Source organism: Immundisolibacter sp., assembly GCF_041625615.1.
Lineage (GTDB): Bacteria > Pseudomonadota > Gammaproteobacteria > Immundisolibacterales > Immundisolibacteraceae > Immundisolibacter.
Window position 1 is genome coordinate 1 of record NZ_JBFJTF010000223.1, and the last position, 2,035, is coordinate 2,035.

Annotated in this window: 3 protein-coding genes; all 3 read right to left on the minus strand. The window is 72.4% G+C overall.

Translation table 11 applies throughout. The features are described 5' to 3' along the window. Positions 1–503 (minus strand): ATP-grasp domain-containing protein (locus ABYX71_RS11705; protein WP_372696672.1); only part of this gene is annotated, 503 nt, incomplete at its 3' end. Continuing rightward, positions 503–1,006: a 5-(carboxyamino)imidazole ribonucleotide mutase gene (purE, locus tag ABYX71_RS11710; RefSeq protein ID WP_372696673.1), complete on the minus strand. Its 504-nt coding sequence runs from the start codon at positions 1,004–1,006 to the stop codon at positions 503–505. The genes ABYX71_RS11705 and purE, both read right to left, overlap by 1 nt. A gap of 135 nt (positions 1,007–1,141) precedes the next feature. Further along, a partial coding sequence (locus tag ABYX71_RS11715) for a phosphoribosylformylglycinamidine synthase subunit PurQ (protein ID WP_372696674.1) occupies positions 1,142–2,035 on the minus strand: 894 nt, incomplete at its 5' end.

Here is a 2,035-nt window from a genome sequence, read left to right on the forward strand (position 1 = left end):
GCCAGCGCCGCGGCCGGGTCGTCGCCGGCACCGATGCGTGCCTGCCCCTTGCCGTCGTAGCCCTCGGTGCGGGTCTTGAGCACGGCCGGTCGACCGATCGTCTGCAGTGCCCGTTCCAGACCCGGCAGATCGTCCACGCCTGCCCAGGCGGTCTGCGGCAGACCGTGGCGGCGCAGGAACTCGCGCTGACGCAGACGGTCCTGCACCGTGGCCAGGGCGGCGGCGTTGGGATGCACCTCGCGTCGGGTCTCGATCTGCGCCAGCACGGCCGCCGGCACGTGCTCGGTTTCGATGGTCAGCACGTCGCAGTGGGTGGCCAGCTCGAGTGCCGCGTCGACATCGTCCAGCGGCGCCACCGTGACTTCGGCGAACGGCGCCGCGCAGGCGCCCGGGTCGGGGTCAAGCGCGCGCACCCGGTAGCCCATGCGCCGCGCCTCCATGGCCAGCATGCGGCCAAGCTGGCCACCGCCCAGCACACCGATGGTCGAGCCCGGCAGCAGCATCACGGCAGCTGGTTGCTTGCCAGCACGGTGGCGGTCTGGCGGTCGCGGTATTCGTCGAGCCGGGCGGCGAGCCCGGCATCGGTGGTCGCCAGAATGGCGGCGGCCAGCAGGGCGGCGTTGACCGCGCCGGCCTCGCCGATGGCCAGTGTGCCGACCGGAATACCGCGCGGCATCTGCACGATCGACAACAACGAATCGACGCCCTGCAGGGTGCGCGAGAGCACCGGCACACCGAGCACCGGCAACCGCGTCTTGGCGGCGGTCATGCCCGGCAGGTGGGCGGCGCCGCCGGCACCGGCGATGATCACCCGCAGCCCCCGGCCGGCCGCCTGCTCGGCGTACTCGAACAGCAGGTCTGGCGTGCGGTGGGCAGACACCACCTGACACTCGTGCGCGACACCGAGCGCCGTGAGCGTGTCACTCGCATGGCGCAAGGTGTCCCAGTCGCTGCGCGACCCCATGATGACGCCGACCAGCGGCGGCGCACTGTGTGCTTGCTGCATGGTTCCCCCGGGGCGCGCGGCCCGCCGGAAAAAAGCGGCGGATAGTACACCAAGCCGGCCGCGCCGCCATGCAAATCCACGACCTCCGTGCGGCTTTTTCGCCGGCGGCGGGCACCCGGCCCGACGCCGGGTGGTTCACCCGTGCGTCACCCAGGCGTAGGCGTTGTTGAACAGCTGCAACCAGGGGCCGTCCTCGCCCCACGTGGCCGGATGCCAGGAGTGCTGCACGGCGCGGAACAGGCGTTCCGGGTGCGGCATCATGATGGCCACCCGACCGTCGCTGGAACTGAAGCCGGTCACGCCGCCGGCCGAGCCGTTGGGATTGGCCGGATAGCGCTCGGCCACGGCGCCGCGACCGTCCACGTAGCGCAGCGCCGCCGGCGCCTGTCCGGTGCCATCGAACACCGCCCGGCCCTCGCCATGCGCGACCACGATGGGCAGCCGGGCGCCGGCCATGCCGCGCAGCCACACGCTGGGGCCATCCAGCACCTCGACCAGCGACAGCCGCGCCTCGAACTGCTGCGAGCGGTTGCGCACGAAGCGCGGCCAGTGCGCGCTGCCGGGAATCAGCGACGCCAGTTGCGACAACATCTGACAGCCGTTGCACACGCCCAGCGTGAGCGTGTCCGGCCGTGCGAAGAACGCCTCGAACTGGGCCCGCGCCAGCGGGTTGCCCAGAATGGCCTGCGCCCAGCCGCGGCCGGCGCCGAGCACGTCGCCGTAGGAAAAGCCGCCGCATGCCGCCAGCACACGGAACGTCTCCAGCGAGTGCCGGCCGGCCAGGATGTCGGTCATGTGCACGTCCACCGGCGCGAAGCCGGCGCGATGGAACGCGGCTGCCATCTCGAGCTGCCCGTTGACCCCCTGCTCGCGCAGGATCGCCACCCGCGGCCGGCGCTTGCGCGGCCGCGCAGTGTGCACCTCGAACGGCAACTCCACGGTCAGGCCCGGGTCGTCGGCGTCGAGCAGGGCGTCGTATTCCTGATCGGCACAGTCCGGATCGTCGCGCCGGCGGGCGATGGCGTGCGA

Excerpts from the sequence above, each read along its gene's own strand:
- purE (WP_372696673.1), bottom strand. The coding sequence starts at position 1,006 with ATGCAGCAAGCACACAGTGCGCCGCCGCTGGTCGGCGTCATCATGGGG.